This is a genomic window from Kutzneria sp. NPDC052558, assembly GCF_044547355.1.
Classification (GTDB): Bacteria; Actinomycetota; Actinomycetes; order Mycobacteriales; family Pseudonocardiaceae; genus Kutzneria.
Map to the genome: position 1 here is coordinate 353,369 of NZ_JBIUAG010000008.1, position 17,110 is coordinate 370,478.

Here is a 17,110-nt window from a genome sequence, read left to right on the forward strand (position 1 = left end):
CGGTGCTGGTTGCGGCGAAGCTAATTGCGGGTAAGGTCCACGGCAAGCGTTTGCGCAAACGCTTGCACTGATTTCGATCACGAAGCGTCGCAAGGAATGCTGCCATGGTCACGATGAAAGACGTCGCCCAGCTGGCCGGCGTGTCGATCACGACGGTGTCTCACGTCGTCAACGGGACCAGGGCCGTGGCCGCGGAGACCAAGGAGCGGGTGCTCGACGCCGTGGCCCGCACCGGCTACACCAGCGACGTCATCGCCCGGTCCCTGGTCACCGGCGGCACCCGATCGCTCGGCGTGGCCATCTCCCTGGTCGCCAACCCGTACTTCGCCGAGCTCATGCAGGCCATCGAGAGCGAGGCCACCGCCGCCGGCTACACCCTGTTGCTGGTCGACACCCACGACGAGGCCGAAACCGAGGAGTACTCCATCCGGATGCTGCGGGCCCGCCGGGTGGACGGCCTGCTGCTCACCCCGTCGCCCGGCGCCGTCACCAGCGTCCTGCCCGAGCTGCGGCGGCTCAACATCCCCACCGTGCTCGTCGACCGGCTGCCCGGCAACCAGCCCATCGACCAGGTCGGGCCGGAGAACGTGCAGGCCATGTCCGCCCTCGTGCAGCACCTCGGCGAGCTCGGGCACCGCCGCATCGGCATGATCAGCGGCGCCGCCGGGCTCACCACCTCGTCCGAACGCACCCTCGGCTACCGACTCGGCCTCGGCCGGGCCGGCCTGCCCTGGGACCCCGAACTCGTCGCCGCCGGCGAATCCTCCTCCGCCCAGGGCGCCGTCGCGCTGGCCCAGCTCCTCTCCCTGCCCGCTCCCCCCACCGCCGTCGTCGCCGGCAACAACAACATGATGGTCGGCGTCCTGCACGAGGCCCGCCGCCGCCAACTCAAGATCGGCACCGACCTCGCCGTTGTCGGCTACGACGACGTCGAGTGGGCCGACCTCGTCGACCCGCCCCTGACCACCATGGCCCAACCCATCGCCGACATCGGCCGCACCGCCGTCCGCATGCTCCTGGCCCGCATCCAGGACCCCTCCCGCGAACCCCAGACCGTCCGCCTGCCGGCCAAGCTCATGCACCGCCAGTCCTGCGGCTGCGCCTAGCGCGCTACTCGTCGCCGGGGAGCATCCGGTGCAGCAGTGCGGTGATCTCGGCCTGCCCGGTGGCCAGTGCGCCAAAGCCCTGGCGCACTTCGGCCTCAAGGCTGGTCAGGCGATCGCCCTGCTCGACCTGCGTCTCGCGCAGCGCCATGAGCAGCTTGGTCTGGGCATCCAGCCGAGTGGCCAATGCACTCACGTCGCGGTCGGCCCCACCGGCGAGCACACGTGCGGCCGCTGCGTCCTGCCGCACGGCCTGCATCTGCTGCTCCAAGGCGGCGAGACGCGCCTCGATCTCCTCCATGGTGGCCACATCGTCATCGTAGCGCCACCAAAACGTTAGCCCGATCAGACCTGTCTCATTACGCCGTACGGGTGTGGCTCACTTGAAGTCGGCGGCGTGGTCGGCGGCCCAGTCGGCGAAGGTGCGGGCGGGGCGGCCGAGGAGGCGGGGGACGGTGTCGGTGACGACCTCGGGGTGGGTGACGAGGGCGGCGTGGGCGGCGATGAGGCCGTCGGCGACGGCGGCGGGGCGGCCGGGGAAGAGCTCGCGGCGGGCGACGTCGTCGGGGAGTTCCTCGAAGCGGACAGGGCGGCCGATGGCGCGGCCGATGGTCTCGGCCTGTTCGAGCTGGCTGATGGCGGCGGGCCCGGTGAGCACGGGGCGCTGCCCGACGAGGCTGTCCGTGGTCAGCGCGAGCACGCCGACGGCCGCGATGTCCTCCTCGTGGATCAGGGCCCGGCGGGCGCCGGCGTGGAACCAGCGGACGACGCCGTCGGCGCGGATGCCAGGGGCCCAGCCGAGGGTGTTGGCGGCGAAGCCGGTGGGGCGCAGGAAGGTCCACTCAAGGTCGGAAGCCTCGATGAGGCCCTCCATCATGGCGTGGGAACCGAGGATGCCTTCGGTGGCGGACGACGAGACGCCGTTGGCCGACAGGTAGACGACCCGCCGGGCCTGCTCGGCGATCTGGGCGATCACCGCAGGCGCGGCGGGGTCGGCGGCGAGGGTGGGCCAGACCAGGAAAACCGAATCGACGCCGTCCAGGGCGGGCCCGAGGCTCGCCGAATCGGCCAGGTCGCCGGCCACGACGTCGACGCACGGCGGCAGCGAGGCCCGCTCAGGATCCCGGACCACGGCCCGCACGGGCAGGCCCTTGTCCACCAGCTGAGCCAAAGCACTGCCGCCGCCGCGTCCGGTGGCACCGGTCACCAAGATCACTGTGAGCTCCTCCCCAGAGCAAGTGGCAACACGACCACCATGCAACCTCAAGCAAGGTGGAGGTCAACCGAAGGTGGGGTGCACCTCATGGCGCTCCAGGACGGCGGCGGCCTCCAGGAGCATCCAGGCGGAGAGCTGGACGGAGAGGTCACGCTCGGGGCGGCGGCGGCCGCGCGCGGCGGGCATGACCCACTCCGGCCCGAACAGGGGACCGCTGCGGGCCTCGAAACGGTTGCGCCAGGCGGAATCGGCGGAGAGGTAGACGATCTGGGCGGCCTCCTTGTCGCCGAGGACGACGGCGGCCTGGGCGAGGTAGCGGGCGAGGATGCCGGCGAACAGGCCGCCGTCGCCACCGCCGTTGCCGGGCAGCACGCCGCCCTCGCCGACGAGGTGTTCGGCGACGGCGAGCACGGTGCGACGGACCAGGGAGGCGTAGAGCTGGTTGCCGGTGGCCAGCCACAGCTCGACGCACGCGCCGATGTAAACGCCTTGGCAGTAGGTGAAAGTCCACTCGACGACGCCGGAGACCTCGCCGGCGGGATCGACCCGCAGGCCGTCGAGCACAAGCCCGGTGTCCGGGTCGACCAGCCACTCGTCGATCCAGTCCACAATGGACATCGCCCGCTGGAGGTCGACGCGGTCGCCGAGGCGGGTGAACAGCATCGCGGCGGGACCGTTGGCCGGCACGTTCTTGAGATTGTCCTTGGCACGCCACCAGATGCCGCCGCCGCCGTGGTCGGTCCAGCCGGCCCGCAGCCGCCGCCGGATCTCCTCCAGCGCCTCGGGCCGGCGCAGGTCGAGCTCCTCGCCGGCCCGCCACAGGGCCAGCCCGAGCCAGGCGATGTCGTCGTAGTAGCGGTTGATCCACCGCCGCCCGTTGCGCAGCCGGATGGTGTCGATCAGCTGCTCGATGTCACGGCGCCGAGCCGGCACGGACGCGCGCAGCTGGGCGTCGATCAGGCAGTCGAGCAGGTGCGCCTGCCACCAGTAGTGCCAGGGCACGTGCAGCCGACGGGCCCCGGCGGGCCAGCCGGTGAGGCCGATTCTGGTGCCGGGAAGTCCCCACAACCGACGCAGGTGCCTGGTCCGCACGGCCCGTTCGGCCATGGCCGCCCGTGCGGCCCACAACGCGGGGGAGTCCGTCACCGACCCATGGTGCGCGCTTGATCGATTCCGGTGGCGGCGCTGTCACCAGGACGTATGAAGGTCGGCGTGTTGCGCCACCCACGTGTGCATCACGATGCCGGCGGCGACGCCGGCGTTGATCGACCGGGTGGAGCCGAACTGGGCGATCGACACCACCAGGTCGGCGGAGGCCTGCGCGGCCGACGACAGCCCGGGGCCCTCCTGCCCGAACAGCAGCACGCAGTCCCGCGGCAGGGCGGTGGTCTCGATCGGCACGGAGCCGGGAGTGTTGTCCACCGCCACGATCTCCAGCCGGGAAGCCCGCGCGAACGCCACCAGCGACTCGACGTCCTCGTGGTGGTGCAGGTGCTGGTACCGGTCGGTGACCATGGCCCCGCGCCGGTTCCACCGCCGCCGCCCGACGATGTGCACGGCCCGGGCGGCGAAGGCGTTGGCGGTCCGCACCACGGTGCCGATGTTGTGGTCGTGCTGGAAGTTCTCGATGGCGACGTGGAACGGATGCCGACGCCGGTCCAGGTCGGCGACGATCTCCTCGCGCCGCCAGTACCGGTAGTGGTCGACCACGTTGCGCCGGTCGCCCTCGGCCAGCAGCTCCGGGTCGTAGCGCTCGTCGTCGGGCCACGGCCCCGGCCACGGCCCGACGCCCACCTCGTGCCCGGCCGCGACCCACTCGGTCGGGCCCAGCTCCTCCTCGGTCACCGGTTTCGACCGCCCGGCAGGAAGTACTGCGCCCGCGCCACCTTGGTCGCGCCGGCCACGATGTTGGTGGGGAAGGCGACGATCCGGTTGTTCAGCGCGTGCACGCTGTCGTTGTAGCTCCGCGATTCCGCCGCCACCCGCTCGTCGCTCTCCCCCATCCGGTCCCACAACAGCCCGAAGTCCCGCCCCGTCCGCAGCCCGGCCGGCACGCCGGCCAGGAAGCTGGTCAGCTCCTGGTTGAGCAGCTGCTCGGCCCGGCCCTGCGCGGCCGGCCCGGCGCCCCGGCTGGCCATCGCCTGCGACCGCGCCTGCACGATCCGGCTCACGTTCACGCCGCCCGCCTTGGTCACCGCGACCAGCGCGCCGATCAGGTCGTGCCGGCGTTGCAGCTCGGCGTCGACCCGCCGCCAGGTCCGCTCGACGGCCGCCCGCTGGACGGTGAACCGGTTGTGGCTCAAGGTGACGGCGAGCGCGATGAGCAGCAGGAGCACCACCACGCACAGGGCAGCGACCAAGGACGCCTCCTACAGACCGAGATCCGCGAGATCGAGAAGGTACCGGTACTCCAACCCGGCCTCCGCGATGGCTTCACGTACCCCGGTGTCGCGGTCGACAACCGTGGCCACGCCGACCACCGTCGCGCCAGCTTCGCGCAACGCCTCGACGGCGGTCAGCACGCTGCCGCCGGTGGTGGAAGTGTCCTCGACGGCGAGCACCCGCTGCCCGGCGACCTCGATGCCCTCGACCCGCCGCTGCATGCCGTGGGCCTTGGCTTCCTTGCGCACCACGAAGGCGTCCAGCACCTCGCCGTCGGCCGCGGCGGCGTGCATCATCGCGCAGGCCACCGGGTCGGCGCCGAGGGTGAGGCCGCCGGCGGCGACGTAGTCCCAGTCGGCGGTGAGCTGCCGCAGCAGCTTGCCGATCAGGGGCGCCGCCGCGTGGTGCAGCGTGGCGCGGCGCAGGTCGACGTAGTAGTCGGCTTCCTTGCCGGAGGACAGGGTGACACGGCCGTGCACGACGGCAAGCTCGGAGACAAGACGGGCCAGTTCGGACTTCGCCGGAGATTCCACTCGCACGGGTTCACACCTTCTCACGTTCGGCCGCGGCTGGCTCCGACCCGCCCGGCGATCCGCCGCAGCAATCCGCGCGGCAGCAGCCGCGCCACCCCGACGATGGCCTTGTACTGCAAGCCAGGCACGCTGACCACCTTGTCCTGTCCCAGATCGGCCAGGCACTCGGTGACGACGTCGTCGGCGTCGAGCCACATCAGCTCGGAGGTTCCGCTCATGTCGATGCCGGCCCGCTCGTGGAACTCGGTGTGCACGAAGCCGGGGCACAGCGCCATCATCCGAACGCCGGCGCCGGCCAGCGAGATGGCCAGGCCCTCGGTGAACGAGGTGACATACGCCTTGCTCGCCGAGTAGGTCGAGCCGCGGCCGGCCATGAAGCCGGCGACACTGGACACGTTGATGATCACGCCGGCTCCCCGCGGCACCATCGTGGCCAGCGCGGCGTGGGTCAGCCGCATCACGGCGGTGACGTTCACGTCGAGCTGGGACTGCAACTGCTCGACCGGGGATTCCCAGAACTCGCCCAGCGTGCCGAAGCCGGCGTTGTTGACCACCACGTCGACCGGCCGCGACCCGTCCCGCAGCCGGGCCTCCACGGCCGCCCGGCCCGGTTCGGTCGCCAGGTCGGCCGGCAGCACCTCGGACTCCACGCCGTAGCGGCGCTTGAGCTCCTCGGCCTGCTCGACCAGCCGGGACGTGGTGCGGGCGACGAGCACGAGACGGTCGCCGTCGGAGGCGAACCGGCGCACGAACGCGGCGCCGATGCCGGAGGTGGATCCGGTGACGAGACAGGTGGCCATGCCTGGCACGGTACCGGCGAGTCAGCGCCGGCCTCGGCCTCAGGCCGGGTTGCGGCCGCCGAACGAGGGCCGGTAGACCTCGCCGCCGGGATCCTCGGAGGACGGCTCCTCAGTGGGCGTGTCGGCCTCGAAAGGGTCGACGACGTCAGCCAGCTCGCCGACGTCGCGCAGCAGCCGCTCCAGCCGGGCCGGGGTGGCCCCGGGCGGCGCGGCGGCCAGCACCCAGTCCTCCTCCAGCCAGACCACGGTGACGTCGCCGCCGATCTCCTCGGCCGCCTCGACCAGGTCGGGCGTGATGAGCATGCGGGCGGCGGTCAGGTCGGAGACGAAGGCGTAGCGCTGGCCGACCGGACCGAGCAGGTCCGGCATCTGCTCACGCTGGAAGGGCACGCTGGGCAGCCACAGCTCGACGACCACCGGGTGGGTCCGCCGGCACCGGATGCCGACCAGCACGGAGTTGACCTTGCCGCCGTTCTCCAGGTCGAGCACGTACACCTGGCGCCGCCCGTCGGCGGTGAAGGTGGAGCCGGCGACCACGTCGCGGGCCACCCCGCTGCCGTAGTAGGCGATGGCCCCGTGGTGCCAGCGGGTGGGCAGCACATGGTCGGTCTCGGCGAACTGCCAGCCGCGCAGCCCCGCCCAGCGCCGTCGCTCTCGGTTGCGAGCCGTGCGCTGGGCACGGTCGGTCGCCAGCAGTGCCAGCCCGGCCACTGCCAGGACGACGAACGCCGTGAACCAGACCCACGCAGGTATCACAACAGGCAGGGTAGCGGCCGGCCGACCGATTACGAAGATCACTACTGGGTCTGTTGTCCCCGAAAGCGGTAACGAACGGCCCCGAGCGTGGGGCTCGGGGCCGTTCGTCGGGGTGGGTCAGCCGGTCAGGGACCGCCCGACCATCAGGCCGGAGTTGTCCTCCACCACGTCGACCAGCACGGTGTCGCCGTCGCGGATCTCGCCGGCCAGCAGCTCCTTGGCCAGCTGGTCGCCGATCGAGGACTGCACCAGCCGGCGCAGCGGGCGGGCGCCGTAGACCGGGTCGAACCCGTTGAGGGCCAGCCAGTCGCGGGCGGCCGGCGAGACGTCCAGGGTCAGCCGGCGCTGGGCCAGCCGCTGGCCCAGCCGGGCCACCTGGATGTCCACGATCGAGGTCAGCTCCTCGGTGGCCAGCGCGTGGAAGACCACCAGGTCGTCCAGCCGGTTGAGGAACTCCGGCTTGAAGTGCCGCTGCACGGTCGAGAGCACCGCGTCCTTGCGCTGCTGCTCGGTCAGCACCGGGTCGGCGATGGCCTGCGAGCCGAGGTTGGAGGTCAGCACCAGGATCGTGTTGCGGAAGTCCACCGTGCGGCCCTGGCCGTCGGTCAGCCGACCGTCGTCCAGCACCTGCAACAGCACGTCGAACACGTCCGGGTGGGCCTTCTCCACCTCGTCGAGCAGCACCACCGCGTAGGGCCGGCGGCGCACCGCCTCGGTCAGCTGGCCGCCCTGGTCGTAGCCGACGTAGCCGGGCGGGGCGCCGACCAGGCGGGCCACCGAGTGCTTCTCGGCGTACTCGCTCATGTCGATGCGGATCATCGCCCGCTCGTCGTCGAACAGGAACTCGGCCAGCGCCTTGGCCAGCTCGGTCTTGCCAACGCCGGTCGGCCCGAGGAACAGGAACGAGCCGGTGGGACGGTCCGGGTCGGCCACGCCGGCACGGGTCCGGCGCACCGCGTCGGACACCACGCGGACGGCCTCGGCCTGGCCGACGACCCGTCGGGACAGCTCGTCCTCCATCCGCAGCAGCTTGGCCGTCTCGCCTTCGAGCAGCCGGCCGGCCGGGATGCCGGTCCAGGCGCTGACCACGTCGGCCACGTCGTCCGGGCCGACCTCCTCCTTGAGCATCACGTCGCCGCTTGGCGTGCTCGCGGTGGCCGCGGCCAGCTCCTTCTCCAGCGCCGGGATGCGGCCGTAGCGCAGCTCGGCGGCCCGGCCCAGGTCGCTGTCGCGCTCGGCCCGCTCGGACTCGCCGCGCAGCTGCTCCAGCTGCTCCTTGAGCTCGCGGACCTTCTCGATGGAGCCCTTCTCGTTCTGCCACCGGGCGGTCAGCGCGGACAGCTGCTCGCGCTTCTCGGCCAGCTCGGCCCGCAGCGCGGCCAGCCGCTCCTGGGAGGCCAGGTCGGACTCCTTCTCCAGGGCCATCTCCTCGATCTCGAGACGGCGCACGGCCCGCTCAACCTCGTCGATCTCCACCGGCCGGGAGTCGATCTCCATCCGCAGCCGGGACGCGGCCTCGTCGACCAGGTCGATGGCCTTGTCCGGGAGGAAGCGGGCGGTGATGTACCGGTCGGACAGGGTCGCGGCGGCCACCAGCGCGGTGTCGGTGATGCGGACACCGTGGTGCACCTCGTAGCGCTCCTTGAGCCCGCGCAGGATGCCGATGGTGTCCTCCACGCTCGGCTCGCCCACCAGCACCTGCTGGAACCGCCGCTCCAGGGCGGGGTCCTTCTCGATGTGCTGGCGGTACTCGTCCAGCGTGGTCGCGCCGACCATGCGCAGCTCGCCGCGGGCCAGCATGGGCTTGATCATGTTGCCGGCGTCCATCGCGCCCTCGCCGGTCGCGCCGGCGCCGACGATGGTGTGCAGCTCGTCGATGAAGGTGATGACCTGGCCGGCGGAGTCGGTGATCTCCTTGAGCACGGCCTTGAGCCGCTCCTCGAACTCGCCGCGGTACTTCGCGCCGGCGACCATGGAGCCCAGGTCGAGCGAGACGACCCGCTTGCCGCGCAGCGACTCCGGCACGTCGCCGGCGACGACGCGCTGGGCAAGGCCCTCGACGATGGCGGTCTTGCCGACGCCGGGCTCGCCGATCAGCACCGGGTTGTTCTTGGTGCGCCGGGACAGCACCTGCACGACGCGGCGGATCTCGGCGTCGCGGCCGATCACCGGGTCGAGCTCGCCGTCACGGGCGCGCTGGGTCAGGTCGACGCCGTACTTCTCCAGCGCCTGGAAGGTGCCCTCCGGGTCGGGGCTGGTGATCCGGGACGAGCCGCGGACCTTGGTGAAGGCCTCGCGCAGCGCGTCCGGGGTGGCGCCGTGCCGGCGCAGCAGGTCGGCGACCAGCCCGCCCTCGGCGGCCAGCCCGACCAGCAGGTGCTCGGTGGACACGTACTCGTCGCCCATCTCGGTGGCGAGCCGCTGGGCGTGCGTGATCACCCGCAGGCCGTCACGGGACAGCTGCGGGGCGGACATGGTGGCGCCGGTCGCCGACGGCAGCGAGTGCGCGAGCTTCTCCAGCTCGGCGCGCACCTGCGCCGGATCGGCCCCGACCGCGGTGAGCAGCGGGGCGGTCAGACCGTCGCCCTGGGCCAGCAGCGCGGCGAGCAGGTGCACGGGTGTGATGTCGGGGTTGCCGGCCATCGTCGCGGCCTGCGCCGCCTCGGACACCGCCTGCTGCGTCTTCGTGGTCGGGTTGAACTGGTTCATCTCCCACCTTCGGGCGAGACTCGGGGACACTGTCTTCAACGTCAGAAAAGTTGAGTCTGTTCCGCTCAAGTCGAAGCATACCCGAGTGAGCCGGCTCACCTCACGTGATCACGGCTGGTCACCCACATGCGAACCAGGCTTGTCCACACCGGCGACCCGCTTATCCACAATCCCCAGGTGACGATCCACAGGGCTGGGCCGTCCGGGTGGTCACGCTTCCAGCGTGCCGCGGATGGCCGCCACCAGGTCGGCCAGCACGCCGTTGGCCGCGGCCAGCCGGTCGTCGTCCCAGCCGTCCAGGGCGGCCCGGATCAGGTCGGCCTGCCGGCGCTTCCAGCCGGCCAGCACCTCGACGCCCCGCTCGGTCGGGCTGATCAGGGCCACCCGCCCGTCGCTGGGCGAGGGCCTGCGGTTGACCAGGCCGACCTTCTGCAACTGGGCGATCTGCCGGCTGACCACCGAGGTGTCCACCACCCGGTGCTCGGCCAGGTCCGACACCCGGCACTCGCCCCGGGCCACGACGTCGGCCAGCAGCGCGCCGGCCGCCGGATGCAGGCCGAAGTCGTCGTCCCAGAACCGCATCCGCACCGCGTTCTGGATCTGGTTGAGCATCCGCAGCTGGCGGATCAGCTCCAGCGACTGCTCCTCGGACGGCCCCATCACAACACCTCGTTCAGCCGATCCAGCAGCGAGGAGAAGGTCTGCATGTCCTCGGTTGACCAGTGCGACAGCCGCTCCCGCAGCAGCGTGCGGCGGTCGGAGCGGACCGCTGCGAGGCGGTCGTGCCCCACGGCCGTGAGCTGCACGATCCTGGCCCGGCCGTCGGCGCTGTCCACCGCCCGCTCCAGCAGGCTCAGCTCCTCCAGCCGGGCGATCTGCCGGCTCACCGTCGACTTGTCCAGGCCGGTGCGCTCGACGATCTCGGCGGCGCGCACCGGGCCGGTCTCGTACAGGTGCACGAGCAGCGCGTAGGAGGCGGTGTCCAGGCCCGGGTGGACCTGCTTGGCGACCTGGAGGGAGAAACTGCGGGCCCGGCCGAACAGCACCGAGAGCGACCGCTCCACGGCCTGGGCTGCCTCCCGGCGGTCAGCCGGCTCGTGCTCGTCCACCCTGGTCCTCCATCCGCGTCACACGAACGTCAAACCGTAGTGGTCGGAGTGTCCGATCCCTGCTAGCGGGCCGCCGTTCTGGTCGATCGAACGCCGAAATAGTCCCCACCCTTGCGGCGGCTGTCGTCGGTGCCCCAGTCCCGGGTGCGGTCGACCGGGACCAGCCTGGGGATGTGCTTGCGGCAGTGAATGTAGGCCTCGACCACTTCCAAGACTACCCAGCGCTCGGGGGTGCGGCCCCGTTCGAACTCGGCGGGCAGGTCGGGGTACACGGCCCGCAGCTCGGCGTCGTCGACGATGCGGGCCCGGCCGTTGACGTGCAGGCCGATCAGGTCGTCGACGAAGTCGACCAGCAGCATGGCCACGTGCGCGTTCTCGCTGATGTTGCCGAGGCTGGCCATCACGCCGTTGCCGCGGTACTCGGGGTAGGCCAGCCAGCGCTCGCCCAGCACCCGCACGAAGCCGGCCGGGCCGGCGCGGAAGGACACGTCGCACTCGCCGCCGGCGTCCGAGGTGCCGATGAAGGCCATGTCCATGCGGGCCACGAACTCCCGCATCTCGTCGTTGAGGTGGTCGAGGACCTGGTCGCGGTAGAACCGGTTGGCCCGGTCGGCCGTGCCGAAGGCTCTCTGCAGCAGGTGCTCGCCCCGGGATCCGGGTAAGTGTTCGTCCCCCGGCAGGGGGACGAACAGGTCGTCGGGGTGCAGGGTGATGTCGGTCACCGCGGGGGACGGTGCGTCCGACAGCTCCAGTTGGAGCAGCTCTGGACCGGCGGTACCGGTCGGAGCAAGGTGGACGGGGGTCACGGTGGCCCACCGTGCCATGCCGACCGCGTTCTGCACACCCCCGGCGGCTTGTTCGCCCGTTCGTAGGATGGTCTGTCAACGGTTAGTTACGCCGGTCCACTCGAACGTGGCATCAAGTCCCACAAAGACCCGATGTCGAGTTAGGGTCCACCCTGTCGGGGGACGGATGCTTGACCATGGAGGCGCCTGACCAGGTGTCCCGAAGCTTGCCAGGTTCCCCTGACTACGTGGAGACTGCGCCCGGACCATGACAGCCAACGCCGTGTTGAACCCCTTGCCTTCAACCACTCCTCACCGCGAACCGCCACCGGGTGTCACCGCGATGGTGCGGATGATTCGCGAAAGCTTCGCGGTGGTAGAGCCGTGCGCCGAGGAAGTGGCGAAGTTCTTCTACGGGATGCTGTTCAGCCTCGCGCCGACCACCCGTGACATGTTCCCGGTGAACATGGAGGTGCAGCGCAGCCGCCTGCTGCGCGCGCTGGTGCACGTCGTCCAGATGGTCGACCGCCCCGACGACCTGATCCCGTTCCTGCGCCAGCTCGGCCGCGACCACCGCAAGTTCGGCGTGGTGGCCAGCCACTACGAGTCGGTCGGCACCGCACTGCTGGCCTCGATCAAGAAGTTCGCCGGCAAGGCCTGGACGCCGCAGGTGGAGCGGGCCTGGGCCGAGGCGTACACGATCATGGCCCGGTCCATGCAGGAGGCCGCCGCGGCCGACGAGGGCCCGGCCTTCTGGCCGGCCACCGTGGTCGAGCACAAGCGGCTGAGCTGGGGCCTGGCCATGGTGCGGGTGCAGCCCGACTACCCGGTGCCCTACCAGCCCGGCCAGTACGTGAGCGTGGAGACCCCGCAGCGGCCCCGGCTGTGGCGCTACCTGAGCCCGGCCAACGCGCCGCGCGAGGACGGCACCATGGAGTTCCACGTGCGGGCCGTGAACAGCGGCTGGGTCAGCCGCTCGATCGTGGCCCACACCCAGATCGGCGACCAGTGGCGCATCGGCGCGCCGATGGGCCGGCTGGCCGTGGACCGCGAGGCCGGCAAGGACATCCTCATGGTCGCCGGCGGCACCGGCGTCACCCCGATGCGGGCCATCCTGGACAACCTGGCCCAGTGGGGCGAGAACCCCCGGGTGCACCTGTTCGTCGGCGGCCGCACCCGCGAGGACCTCTACGACCTGGACAACCTCCAGCGCATCGCCCAGAGCAACCCGTGGCTGACGGTGGTGCCGGTGGTCGAGTCGGAGCCGGGCCTACAGGGCTACGAGCACGGCTCGCTGGCCGACGTCGTCACCCGCTACGGCTCCTGGTCCGACCGCGAGGTCCTGGTCTGCGGCTCCCCGGCGATGATCCGCGCCACCGTGTCCCGCATGCTGGTCGCCGGCACCCCCCTGGACCACATCCGCTACGACCCCTTCACGCTGGACTGACACGAGGCGGACGCGAGTCACGTTCTCGGGCTGGAGAGTTCCGTCCTCGGGCCCACCCACCCAGCGCAACCACGCTGGAAAATGCCCGAGGGCGGAACTCGCCGAGGTGCCCGAGAGCGTGACTCGCAGGGGTTCGCTCGCCGGGTCCGCCTATTTTTTCGGCTTCCAGACGACGATCTGCTGCTGGCGGACCGGGACCAGGTCCCGGCGGTAGGAGGCGTGCACGGCGGCGGCCGCCTGCTCGGCCGCCGCGTGGGCGGCGGCCAGCTCCTCCAGCACCTCGGTCAGCCGGGACTTCAGCGCGTCCACCTGGTTCTCCAGGTCGATGATGCGCTTGATGCCGGCCAGGTTGACGCCCTCCTCCTGGGACAGCCGCTGCACCTCGCGGAGCAGGGAGATGTCCCGGGCCGAGTAGCGCCGGCCGCCGCCGCTGGCCCGGCCGGGCGAGACCAGGCCGAGCCGGTCGTAGCTGCGCAGGGTCTGCGCGTGCAGCCCGGACAGCTGGGCGGCCACCGAGATCACGAAAACCGGGGTGTCCTCGTTGGTGCCAGGCGGAAACGAGAACGGGTTGCCCATCACGTGTCACCCTTCCCCAGCAGCTCGTCCAGCTCGGCTCGCGGGTCGTGGTCGGCGGTGGCCTCGGCGTACGCCCTGAGCGCCTCCTCGGCCTTGCCCTCCAGTCGGGACGGCACCGCCACCTGGAGCGTCACCAGCAGGTCGCCCTTGCGGCCGTCCCGCCGTTCGATGCCCTTGCCGCGCACCCGCAGGATCCGGCCGCTGGCCGTGCCCGGGTGCACCTTCACGTTGACCTTCGAGTCCAGCGTCGGCACCGTCAGTGTGGTGCCCAGCGCCAGCTCGGGGAAGGTCACCGGGACCGTCACGGTGAGATCGTCACCGGAACGTCCGAACACCGCGTGCGGCGCGACGTGCACCCGCACGAACAGGTCGCCGTTGGGGCCGGCGTTGCGCCCGGGCTCGCCCTGGCCGGCCAGCCGGATCCGCTGGCCGTCGTCGACGCCGGCCGGGATCCGCACGGTCAGGGTGCGCACCTTGGTGCTCACGCCCTCGCCGCCGCACTCCGGGCACGGGTCGTCGATGATCTTGCCGGTGCCCCGGCAGTCGCGGCACGGCTCGCTGAACGCGAACGCGCCCTGGCTGCGGCTGACCAGGCCGGCGCCCTTGCAGGTCGGGCAGGTGCGCGGGGTGGTGCCGGGCTTGGCCCCCGACCCGTGGCAGGTGCCGCAGGTGGAGGGGCTGGACAGCCGCAGCGGCACGGTCGCGCCCTTGACCGCCTCCACGAAGTCGATCCGCACGTCGGTCTCGACGTCGTCGCCGCGCTTGGGCCGGTTGGCCGAGGCTGCCGACGCGCCGCGGCCGCGGCCGCCGAACAGACCGCCCAGCAGGTCGCCGAGGCCGCCCGCGCCGGCGCCGCCGCCGGCCTGGGCCCCGCCGAACAGGTCACCCAGGTCGAACGAGCTCGTGCCGCCGCCGAAGCCGCCGCCGGGCCGGAACCCGCCGGAGCCGAACAGCCGCCGAGCCTCGTCGTACTGCTTGCGCTTCTCGGCGTCCGAGAGCACGCCGTAGGCCTGCGAGACCGACTTGAAGCGGGCCTCGGCCTTGGCGTCGCCGGGGTTGGCGTCGGGGTGCAGCTCCCGAGCCAGCTTGCGGTACGCCTTCTTGATCTCGTCGGCCGAGGCGTCGGAGGAGACGCCCAGGTCGCCGTAGAAATCCTTGTCGATCCAATCCCGTGCGCTCACCGGGCGTCCCTCCCTTCGTTCGTGTTACTCAGCTGCGGCCGGCTCATGATCGGTGACCGCGACCAGCGCCGGCCGGAGCAGGCGCTCGCCGAACCGGTAGCCGCGCCGCAACACCGCGGTCACGGTCGGCCCGGTCACCTCGGCCGAGGTGTTGTGCTGCACCGCCTCGTGCACCGAGGGGTCGAACTCCTCGCCCTCGTGGCCGAACGGCTCGAGGCCGCTGGCCTGGAGCACCGCCACCAGCTTGTCGCTGACCGACTTGAACGCGCCGGTCAGGTCGCCGTGCGCGGCCGCCCGCTCGACGTCGTCGAGTACGCCCAGCAGCTCGGTGACGATCTGCCCCTTGGCGGCCGTCGCGTTGACCTCGCGGTCCCGCTCCACCCGCTTGCGGTAGTTGGCGTACTCGGCCTGGAGTCGTTGCAGGTCGGCGGTGCGCTCGTCCAGCTGCGCCTTGAACTCCGCGGCCGGGTCGGCCACGGCGTCCTCGGCGGCGTGCCGGCCGGCGGACTCCAGGGTCTCGTCGGCCAGCTCGCCCGGCTCCGGCTCGCGGACCTGGCCCGTCTCCGGGTCGATCCGTCGGCGGTCGTTCACGACCACCGGCTGCTCCTGCTCGTCGCTCACTTCTTCGGGTCCTCGTCCACGATCTCGGCGTCAACCACGTTGTCGGCCTGCGGGCCGGCCTGCGCGCCCGGGGCGTCGCCGCCGGCGGCCGCGCCCTCGGCGCCCGGGGCGTTGGCGTACAGGGCCGAGCCCAGCGCCTGCGACTCGGTGGCCAGCTTCTCCACCGCGGTCTTGATGGCCCCGATGTCGGTGCCCTTCAAGGCCTCCTGGGCCTCGACGATGGCCGCCTGCACCTTCTCCTTGGTGTCGGCCGGCAGCTTCTCGTCGTTGTCCTTGATGAACTTCTCGGTGCTGTAGACCAGGGTCTCCGCCTGGTTGCGGGTCTCGGCCTCCTCGCGGCGGCGCTTGTCCTCCTCCGCGTGCTCCTCGGCGTCCTTGACCATGCGGTCGATGTCCTCCTTCGGCAGCGCCGAGCCGCCGGTGATGGTCATCGACTGCTCCTTGCCGGTGCCCAGGTCCTTGGCCTGGACGTGCACGATGCCGTTGGCGTCGATGTCGAAGGTGACCTCGATCTGCGGCACGCCGCGCGGGGCCGGCGGGAGGCCGGTCAGCTCGAACATGCCGAGCTTCTTGTTGTGCGAGGCGATCTCGCGCTCACCCTGGAAGACCTGGATCTGCACGGACGGCTGGTTGTCGTCGGCCGTGGTGAAGATCTCGGACCGCTTGGTGGGGATGGTGGTGTTGCGCTCGATGAGCTTGGTCATCACGCCGCCCTTGGTCTCGATGCCCAGGGACAGCGGGGTGACGTCGAGCAGCAGGACGTCCTTGACCTCGCCCTTGAGCACGCCGGCCTGCAGCGCGGCGCCCACGGCGACGACCTCGTCCGGGTTCACGCCCTTGTTCGGCTCGCGGCCGCCGGTCAGCTCCTTGACCAGCTCGGTCACCGCCGGCATGCGGGTGGAACCGCCGACCAGCACCACGTGGTCGATGTCGCCGACCTTGATGCCGGCGTCCTTGATCACGTTGTTGAACGGCGCGCGGCAGCGGTCCAGCAGGTCGGAGGTGATCCGCTGGAACTCGGCCCGGGACAGGGTCTCGTCCAGGAACAGCGGGTTCTTGTCGCTGTCCACGGTGATGTAGGGCAGGTTGATGCTGGCGGTGGAGGAGGAGGAGAGCTCGATCTTGGCCTTCTCCGCGGCCTCCCGGATCCGCTGCAACGCCATCTTGTCCTTGGTCAGGTCGATGCCGTTGGCGGACTTGAACTTCTCCACCAGCCAGTTGACGATGCGCTGGTCCCAGTCGTCGCCGCCCAGGTGGTTGTCACCCGAGGTCGCGCGCACCTCGACCACGCCGTCGCCCAGCTCCAGCAGCGAGACGTCGAAGGTGCCGCCACCGAGGTCGAAGACCAGGATGGTCTGCTCCTTCTCGCCCTTGTCCAGGCCGTAGGCCAGGGCGGCGGAGGTGGGCTCGTTCACGATCCGCAGCACGTTGAGGCCCGCGATCTGGCCGGCCTCCTTGGTGGCCTGCCGCTGCGCGTCCTCGAAGTAGGCAGGGACGGTGATCACCGCGTCGGTGATCTCCTCGCCCAGGTAGGCCTCCGCGTCCCGCTTCAGCTTCATCAGCACCCGCGCGGAGATCTCCTGCGCGGTGTACTTCTTGTCGTCGATCTCCTGGGTCCACGACGTCCCGATGTGACGCTTGACCGAACGGATCGTCCGGTCCACGTTGGTGACGGCCTGGTTCTTGGCCGGCTGACCGGTCAGAACCTCGCCGTTCTTGGCGAACGCCACGATGGACGGGGTGGTGCGCGAACCCTCGGAGTTGGCGATCACCGTCGGCTCACCGCCCTCAAGGACGGCGACGACGGAGTTGGTCGTCCCCAGGTCGATGCCGACCGCACGCGCCATTGAACTGCCTCCCGATACTGGTGCTCCGCTGCCGGTTGAGCAGCG

The 17,110-nt window shown here is 71.3% G+C and carries 18 protein-coding genes; 2 read left to right on the top strand and 16 right to left on the bottom strand.

Features of this window, described 5'->3' with window-relative positions; all coding sequences use genetic code 11:
• Positions 1–104 precede the first annotated feature (104 nt).
• Positions 105–1,106, top strand: a complete 1,002-nt coding sequence (locus ACIG5F_RS17760; protein ID WP_396518772.1) for a LacI family DNA-binding transcriptional regulator — start codon at positions 105–107, stop codon at positions 1,104–1,106.
• A gap of 4 nt (positions 1,107–1,110) precedes the next feature.
• Here the strand turns inward: ACIG5F_RS17760 and ACIG5F_RS17765 are convergent, their stop codons facing one another.
• From ACIG5F_RS17765 to ACIG5F_RS17820, 12 genes are all read right to left on the bottom strand, one after another.
• Positions 1,111–1,404, bottom strand: coding sequence for a hypothetical protein (locus tag ACIG5F_RS17765; RefSeq protein ID WP_396518820.1), 294 nt, complete (start codon positions 1,402–1,404; stop codon positions 1,111–1,113).
• 78 nt (positions 1,405–1,482) lie between these two features.
• On the bottom strand, positions 1,483–2,319 hold the full coding sequence (locus ACIG5F_RS17770) for an NAD(P)H-binding protein (RefSeq protein ID WP_396518773.1): 837 nt from the start codon (positions 2,317–2,319) through the stop codon (positions 1,483–1,485).
• 63 nt (positions 2,320–2,382) lie between these two features.
• On the bottom strand, positions 2,383–3,426 hold the full coding sequence (locus ACIG5F_RS17775; protein ID WP_396518821.1) for a glycoside hydrolase family 76 protein: 1,044 nt from the start codon (positions 3,424–3,426) through the stop codon (positions 2,383–2,385).
• Positions 3,427–3,507: 81 nt separating this feature from the next.
• Complete coding sequence (locus ACIG5F_RS17780) at positions 3,508–4,164, bottom strand: TrmH family RNA methyltransferase (protein WP_396518774.1); 657 nt, start codon at positions 4,162–4,164, stop codon at positions 3,508–3,510.
• Positions 4,161–4,679, bottom strand: coding sequence for a LemA family protein (locus ACIG5F_RS17785; RefSeq protein WP_396518775.1), 519 nt, complete (start codon positions 4,677–4,679; stop codon positions 4,161–4,163). Before ACIG5F_RS17785 ends, ACIG5F_RS17780 begins: the two co-directional genes overlap by 4 nt.
• A 9-nt stretch (positions 4,680–4,688) precedes the next feature.
• Positions 4,689–5,240, bottom strand: coding sequence for an orotate phosphoribosyltransferase (gene pyrE, locus ACIG5F_RS17790; protein WP_396518776.1), 552 nt, complete (start codon positions 5,238–5,240; stop codon positions 4,689–4,691).
• 14 nt (positions 5,241–5,254) lie between these two features.
• A complete protein-coding gene (locus ACIG5F_RS17795; RefSeq protein WP_396518777.1) occupies positions 5,255–6,034 on the bottom strand; it encodes an SDR family NAD(P)-dependent oxidoreductase in 780 nt (259 codons plus the stop codon).
• Between the two features lie 39 nt (positions 6,035–6,073).
• On the bottom strand, positions 6,074–6,787 hold the full coding sequence (locus ACIG5F_RS17800) for a hypothetical protein (RefSeq protein ID WP_396518822.1): 714 nt from the start codon (positions 6,785–6,787) through the stop codon (positions 6,074–6,076).
• Positions 6,788–6,907: 120 nt separating this feature from the next.
• Complete coding sequence (gene clpB, locus ACIG5F_RS17805; RefSeq protein WP_396518778.1) at positions 6,908–9,499, bottom strand: ATP-dependent chaperone ClpB; 2,592 nt, start codon at positions 9,497–9,499, stop codon at positions 6,908–6,910.
• 210 nt (positions 9,500–9,709) lie between these two features.
• Positions 9,710–10,159, bottom strand: a complete 450-nt coding sequence (locus ACIG5F_RS17810) for a MarR family winged helix-turn-helix transcriptional regulator (protein ID WP_396518779.1) — start codon at positions 10,157–10,159, stop codon at positions 9,710–9,712.
• The gene (locus ACIG5F_RS17815; protein WP_396518780.1) at positions 10,159–10,608 is read right to left on the bottom strand and encodes a MarR family winged helix-turn-helix transcriptional regulator; all 450 of its coding nucleotides are present in this window, start codon (positions 10,606–10,608) and stop codon (positions 10,159–10,161) included. The genes ACIG5F_RS17810 and ACIG5F_RS17815 overlap by 1 nt, the downstream gene beginning before the upstream one ends.
• A gap of 62 nt (positions 10,609–10,670) precedes the next feature.
• The gene (locus tag ACIG5F_RS17820) at positions 10,671–11,330 is read right to left on the bottom strand and encodes a pyridoxamine 5'-phosphate oxidase family protein (protein WP_396518781.1); all 660 of its coding nucleotides are present in this window, start codon (positions 11,328–11,330) and stop codon (positions 10,671–10,673) included.
• A 406-nt stretch (positions 11,331–11,736) separates the two neighbouring features.
• Between ACIG5F_RS17820 and ACIG5F_RS17825 the strand changes: the two genes are divergently transcribed.
• Positions 11,737–12,840: an FAD-binding oxidoreductase gene (locus tag ACIG5F_RS17825; RefSeq protein WP_396518782.1), complete on the top strand. Its 1,104-nt coding sequence runs from the start codon at positions 11,737–11,739 to the stop codon at positions 12,838–12,840.
• 150 nt (positions 12,841–12,990) lie between these two features.
• Here the strand turns inward: ACIG5F_RS17825 and ACIG5F_RS17830 are convergent, their stop codons facing one another.
• The 4 genes from ACIG5F_RS17830 to dnaK are packed head-to-tail and all read right to left on the bottom strand — an operon-like array spanning position 12,991 to position 17,065.
• A complete protein-coding gene (locus ACIG5F_RS17830; RefSeq protein ID WP_396518783.1) occupies positions 12,991–13,416 on the bottom strand; it encodes a heat shock protein transcriptional repressor HspR in 426 nt (141 codons plus the stop codon).
• Positions 13,416–14,597 carry a molecular chaperone DnaJ gene (gene dnaJ, locus ACIG5F_RS17835; RefSeq protein WP_396518784.1) on the bottom strand — a complete coding sequence of 394 codons (1,182 nt, stop codon included), beginning with the start codon at positions 14,595–14,597 and terminating at the stop codon, positions 13,416–13,418. The genes ACIG5F_RS17830 and dnaJ overlap by 1 nt, the downstream gene beginning before the upstream one ends.
• A gap of 24 nt (positions 14,598–14,621) precedes the next feature.
• Positions 14,622–15,218 (bottom strand): nucleotide exchange factor GrpE, encoded by a 597-nt coding sequence (gene grpE, locus ACIG5F_RS17840; protein WP_396518785.1) that lies wholly within the window; start codon positions 15,216–15,218, stop codon positions 14,622–14,624.
• Positions 15,215–17,065 carry a molecular chaperone DnaK gene (dnaK, locus tag ACIG5F_RS17845; RefSeq protein ID WP_396518786.1) on the bottom strand — a complete coding sequence of 617 codons (1,851 nt, stop codon included), beginning with the start codon at positions 17,063–17,065 and terminating at the stop codon, positions 15,215–15,217. Before dnaK ends, grpE begins: the two co-directional genes overlap by 4 nt.
• Between the last annotated feature and the right edge of the window lie 45 nt (positions 17,066–17,110).

What these genes read in the sequence shown, in the direction of transcription:
- ACIG5F_RS17760 (WP_396518772.1), top strand. Translation starts at nt 105, where the DNA reads ATGGTCACGATGAAAGACGTCGCCCAGCTGGCCGGCGTGTCGATCACG.
- ACIG5F_RS17765 (WP_396518820.1), bottom strand. Translation starts at nt 1,404, where the DNA reads ATGGAGGAGATCGAGGCGCGTCTCGCCGCCTTGGAGCAGCAGATGCAG.
- ACIG5F_RS17775 (WP_396518821.1), bottom strand. Translation starts at nt 3,426, where the DNA reads ATGGCCGAACGGGCCGTGCGGACCAGGCACCTGCGTCGGTTGTGGGGA.
- ACIG5F_RS17795 (WP_396518777.1), bottom strand. Translation starts at nt 6,034, where the DNA reads ATGGCCACCTGTCTCGTCACCGGATCCACCTCCGGCATCGGCGCCGCG.
- clpB (WP_396518778.1), bottom strand. Translation starts at nt 9,499, where the DNA reads ATGAACCAGTTCAACCCGACCACGAAGACGCAGCAGGCGGTGTCCGAG.
- ACIG5F_RS17810 (WP_396518779.1), bottom strand. Translation starts at nt 10,159, where the DNA reads ATGGGGCCGTCCGAGGAGCAGTCGCTGGAGCTGATCCGCCAGCTGCGG.
- ACIG5F_RS17825 (WP_396518782.1), top strand. Translation starts at nt 11,737, where the DNA reads ATGGTGCGGATGATTCGCGAAAGCTTCGCGGTGGTAGAGCCGTGCGCC.
- ACIG5F_RS17830 (WP_396518783.1), bottom strand. Translation starts at nt 13,416, where the DNA reads ATGGGCAACCCGTTCTCGTTTCCGCCTGGCACCAACGAGGACACCCCG.
- dnaK (WP_396518786.1), bottom strand. Translation starts at nt 17,065, where the DNA reads ATGGCGCGTGCGGTCGGCATCGACCTGGGGACGACCAACTCCGTCGTC.